Annotated in this window: 4 protein-coding genes; 2 read left to right on the top strand and 2 right to left on the bottom strand. The window is 38.6% G+C overall.

All coding sequences use genetic code 11. From position 1 onward, the window contains the following. Positions 1 to 598: 598 nt before the first annotated feature. Positions 599 to 1,591, bottom strand: a complete 993-nt coding sequence (locus FPQ10_RS12335) for an LCP family protein (RefSeq protein ID WP_144163799.1) — start codon at positions 1,589 to 1,591, stop codon at positions 599 to 601. 16 nt (positions 1,592 to 1,607) lie between these two features. After that, positions 1,608 to 2,252, bottom strand: coding sequence for a YigZ family protein (locus tag FPQ10_RS12330; RefSeq protein ID WP_144163798.1), 645 nt, complete (start codon positions 2,250 to 2,252; stop codon positions 1,608 to 1,610). Between the two features lie 434 nt (positions 2,253 to 2,686). On the opposite strand from FPQ10_RS12330, the gene FPQ10_RS12325 reads away from it, so the two are divergent. Together FPQ10_RS12325 and FPQ10_RS12320 are read left to right on the top strand one after the other, a co-directional pair. Further along, positions 2,687 to 3,829, top strand: a complete 1,143-nt coding sequence (locus tag FPQ10_RS12325) for a sensor histidine kinase (RefSeq protein ID WP_144163797.1) — start codon at positions 2,687 to 2,689, stop codon at positions 3,827 to 3,829. Positions 3,830 to 4,070: 241 nt separating this feature from the next. Then, positions 4,071 to 4,742 (top strand): response regulator, encoded by a 672-nt coding sequence (locus tag FPQ10_RS12320; RefSeq protein ID WP_186278682.1) that lies wholly within the window; start codon positions 4,071 to 4,073, stop codon positions 4,740 to 4,742. The last annotated feature ends 150 nt before the right edge of the window (positions 4,743 to 4,892 follow it).

Genomic DNA, 4,892 nt, shown 5'->3' with positions numbered 1-4,892 from the left:
TTAATTCCTCCTTGGAAAATTTAGTAACATTTAATAGTATAACGGAAAAGAGTTTGAATTTATTGAGTATTTAGAATCAAAATTTGTAAGATAAAAAATACCTAGAATAGTTTGAAAATTATATGAATAATTGTCTGATGAGATGTCTATCGGATTCGTTCAAATGAAGTTGTTCAATATTGATATAGCTAAAAACCGCGATAGAACAGCTTTTTACGGTTTTGAAAGCGTATGCTTATAAAAAAAGGTTTAAGAACTAATCTTAGTTCTTATTACCTATGTTTAAAAAATCCTTTAAAATAGAAAATTAATTATAATAGTTATAAACAAACATTAATTATAATAACATGAACAAAAATATAACTATCATTGTATTTTAACAATCATTTTTTATTTTATTTCTCAATAAGTCATGTATTGTAAAGCGCATCCACCTGTATTACAATAGAGTTAACCTCGATCATAAGGTTTTATTTAGACGCTATCTTTTTGCCACCGACATCCGTGTTGGTGGTCTTTTTTTTGCATAAAAAAACCTCCCGAACGGAAGGTTTTAAAAACTTTGCAGGTTTTTGTTAAATTTCATGTTTTTCAAGAATTAACTACCTGAATTGTTTATTTCTTTCTGTTCTGTCGAATCGGCCACTGAAGTCGGAAGATCTAGATGTTCTCTTAAATCTTTCTGGATCGTTTCAACACTTTCATTTTCCAACTCGAAGTAATATACACCGTTTTTCATTAAGTTATTTCCATCCAATTGCTTCTTATCCATTTGGACTCCATTCATATCCGTTATATAACTGTGAAGGCTAACCATTTCATTAAACGGCATATTCGTTGTTAAATGATTGCTGATGTCTTCGATCAAGTCGCCGTACTTTGTAATATTGGAAATGGACATCGTTTCTTTCAAGATGGTATCCAACAATTCCATTTGACGTTGACCGCGCATCAAGTCGTTATCATATTTCCGCGTTCGAGCAATCGCAAGTGCTTCTTCACCGGTCAATTGTTGTTCGCCAGGCTGTAAAACGATGGAACCTTTCTCGTCCTGGCTATTGGATTCTTCCATATAGTACGGAACGTCAAACGGTATGCCGCCCAATGTATCAACAACTTTGACGAATGCTTCGAAATCCAAGCGTACATAATAGTCGACTGGAACATCGAGTAAGCCTTCGACTGTATCGACGGTTTCATCCAATCCGGCTTTCGCATGGACGTGGGTAATTTTGTCCTTTTCAGTTCGGTACGGCACATCCACGTAGGAATCTCTCGGAATACTTACTAGATTAATCGAGTTTTCTTTCTTATTAAACGTCGCTAACACGAGTGCGTCTGCCAAGCTGGAAGAGCCTTTACGCGCATCACTATCATCGACTCCAATAAATAAAATCGATACGTTATCCTTACTTGGATCAACTTTTTCTTCACGCTTTTCCGATTTATCGCCGCGTTCCAATTTTTGCTGCGAGGCGTCTACCGCTTTTTCTGCCTCTTGATAGATTGAATGACCATATACAAAGATTCCTGCCAGACTAATAAATAGGACGACAAGCAATCCAATCATTATTTTTGTTCGTTTTCTCATTCGTCGAATTCCTCTCTTATTCGTTTAATGACACATCTACCTCCATATGACGTTCGTTCCCGACAGAAAGTTTCACTTGGGCATTGGTAAAATCCGTCATCCACTGCTGAAATGATTCCGTTTCAGCAATAGGAACATAGACATGGAACTTCACGCGGTCGGCATAATCGATCGTATCAATCAAATGCTCTTGGTTCCGTAGTTCATTTTCTACTTTGCCGAGTAAATGATAGTCAGCTTCAATGATGATCTCTTTCATCAGTGACCGTCTGACGACTCCAACATGCTTAATGGCTTCAGACGTAGCGCTAGAGTAAGCGCGGATCAAGCCGCCTGCCCCTAACTTAATGCCACCAAAATAACGCGTAACGACGACACATGTATCCTTTAAATCCATCTTTTTCAATACTTCGAGCATCGGGATACCAGCTGTGCCGCTTGGTTCGCCGTCATCATTCGCTTTTTGGGTCAGATTTTGTTCCCCAATCATATATGCTGAGCAATTGTGGGTCGCTTGGTAATGCTTCTTTTTTATTTTCTGGATGAATTGTTGAGCTTCTTCTTCGGTTTCTGTTCGTTTGACATAACCGATAAATCGAGATTTTTGGATGACGATCTCATGCTCACCCTCATCCTTAATCGTTAAATAGCTTTCTAGCATAGTTAAGCCTCCTAAGATTATAGTATATAAAATTGGACAAAAAACGGCAATGTATTGGACAAGAAAATGCAAATTAGCAAAAAAATCATGGATTTCTATTAAAAAATACCAAAAGTAACGGTATAATAATAAATAGAATAGTAATTTTAACCAATGCATCGGAAAATATAATAGGAGAAACAAATAATATCATCAAAACAGTAATTGTTTATACGGAAGCAAGCACTTTTCAACAGAAAAAGGATCGTTCTGAAAGATGAACATTAAACGTATAGTAAAGGATTTGTTAGCGAACTGTAAAGGCGAATGGGTATGAACTATGATATGATGGTGAGTAATTTAAGGTTGACCACATAAAGGTTAAATGATTTGAATAACCCCCCAAAATCAACTTTTGTACGACGAAAGTTATAGGTAAAACGGAGGTCTACTGAATGTCGACTGTGCAGGATTCCGAAAAAGCATTGGATCAGATCATCAATGAAATGGTTGATGTGGTCAGCAATAGTAAAAATGAAATTTTCTCGTTAGGTGAAGAAGCACGTAAACAACAACAGGCCTTAGAACGAGAATTGACGAACATTAAACAAGAGGTAAAAAATCTAATTGATGAAAACGATCAACTGGAACGAAAATTAAAGCTTTCCCGACTGCGTTTATCTGAGGTTAGCAAATACTTCGATCGATATAGTGAAGAAGAAGTTCGCGAAGTGTACAACCATACACATAGCCTGCAGACACAAATTGTTTTGCAACGGCAAAAAGAAGAAGGATTGATCAAACGCCGTGAGGAACTTGAACAACGCATACGGTCATTGGGAACCAGTATTCAACGATCTGAAAATTTAATGAGTAAAACGAATGTTATTTTAAACTACTTAATGACAGATTTTAAAGAGATTAATGAAACGATCCAATCGGCGAAAGATAGCCAAGAATTCGGATTGAAGATCATTGATGCACAAGAAGAAGAGCGGCGAAGCCTTTCACGTGAAATGCACGATGGACCGGCACAAATGCTTGCTAATGTGATGATTCGCTCAGAAATCGTCGGAAAAACGTTCCGTGAGCGAGGGCTCGAACAAGGATTGAACGAAGTCAAAACGATGAAAGAAATGGTACGAAAAGCATTATACGAAGTGCGACGGATCATTTATGATCTCCGGCCAATGGCATTGGATGATCTCGGCTTGGTTCCGACCCTACGAAAGTATATTGCAACGACCGAAGAGTATCATCAAGTCCGAATTGAGTTTGTTATCCGCGGAAAAGAAGAGCGGTTCAATCAGCAATTCGAAACCGCTGCATTCCGTTTGATTCAAGAAGCCTTGCAAAATGCACTGAAGCATGGGGAACCCAGTGTGATTCGAGTGATTTACGAAAATACACCAGAAAAATTGAATTTGCATATTATCGATGACGGAAAAGGATTCAATCCAGCAGAAAAAAAAGAAGATTCGTTTGGGTTGATCGGCATGAGGGAAAGGATTGATATTCTCCGAGGTGAATTATCGATCGATTCAAGCCCAGGTAAAGGAACACGCTTGAGAATTTCCATTCCGCATCAATCAATGTAACACAGTGACACGTGCGTAGATGGTTGTATCTGAAAGTATGATTAAGTAAAAAAATAGAGAAAAAACGCTGCGGCCCTTTTAATTTTTTCATAGAATACCGATAGTTATACTAGACATGTTTTTTATAAAAACAATTAAGCTTATTTTTATGGATTGCCGATCTTATTGTAGGTTGCACAAAACAAATATGAACCGAAGCTTAAACCCAGTAATCGAACTAGCACTTTTAGGAGGTAAGTTAATGACGAGTATCGTCTTGATTGATGACCATAAATTATTTCGAGAAGGAATAAAGCGAATCTTGGAATTTGAAGATGACTTCCGAGTGGTGGCAGAAGGAAACGATGGAACTGAAGCCTTGGATCTCGTTTCGAAATATCGCCCGGATGTTGTCATTATGGATATTAATATGCCAAATATAAACGGTGTAGAGGCCACCCAGCAATTAATTGACCTCTTCCCAGATGTCCGCGTGATTATTTTGTCCATTCACGATGATGAGTCTTATGTTGTCCACGCATTAAAAACCGGTGCACTCGGCTACATGTTAAAGGAGATGGATACAGATGAACTCGTCAATGCGATCAAAATCGTGAGCGAAGGCGGGTCCTATGTACATCCAAAAGTGACACATAATCTATTGAAAGACTACCACCGTCTATCTTCACGAGAAGGTGAAGGGTTTACCCACGTGGAATACCGAAAACCACTTCACTTATTGACAAGAAGAGAATGTGAAGTACTGCAGCTCATGACCGACGGAAGAAGCAACCGGTCGATATCAGAGGACCTTTATATCAGTGAGAAAACGGTCAAAAACCACGTCTCAAATATATTACAAAAAATGAATGTGAACGACCGAACCCAAGCCGTCGTCACGGCCATTAAAAATGGTTGGGTCGAAGTGAACTAATTTTCATTATGGAAGAAACCGCGCGAGTCGCGGTTTTTTTGGATATGTGAGTAGGAGCAACCGCTCGATGAATGTGTGCAACCACTCGACAAGCGTGTGTAACCGCTCGACAAACGTGCGCAACCGCTCGACAAACGCGTGGAGCCGCTC

This window comes from Allobacillus sp. SKP2-8, from assembly GCF_007559355.1.
Taxonomy (GTDB): Bacteria; Bacillota; Bacilli; order Bacillales; family Alkalibacillaceae; genus Allobacillus; species Allobacillus halotolerans.
This window is presented reverse-complemented; position numbering and strand designations above follow the sequence as displayed.

Excerpts from the sequence above, each read along its gene's own strand:
- FPQ10_RS12335 (WP_144163799.1), bottom strand. The coding sequence starts at position 1,591 with ATGAGAAAACGAACAAAAATAATGATTGGATTGCTTGTCGTCCTATTT.
- FPQ10_RS12325 (WP_144163797.1), top strand. The coding sequence starts at position 2,687 with ATGTCGACTGTGCAGGATTCCGAAAAAGCATTGGATCAGATCATCAAT.
- FPQ10_RS12330 (WP_144163798.1), bottom strand. The coding sequence starts at position 2,252 with ATGCTAGAAAGCTATTTAACGATTAAGGATGAGGGTGAGCATGAGATC.
- FPQ10_RS12320 (WP_186278682.1), top strand. The coding sequence starts at position 4,071 with ATGACGAGTATCGTCTTGATTGATGACCATAAATTATTTCGAGAAGGA.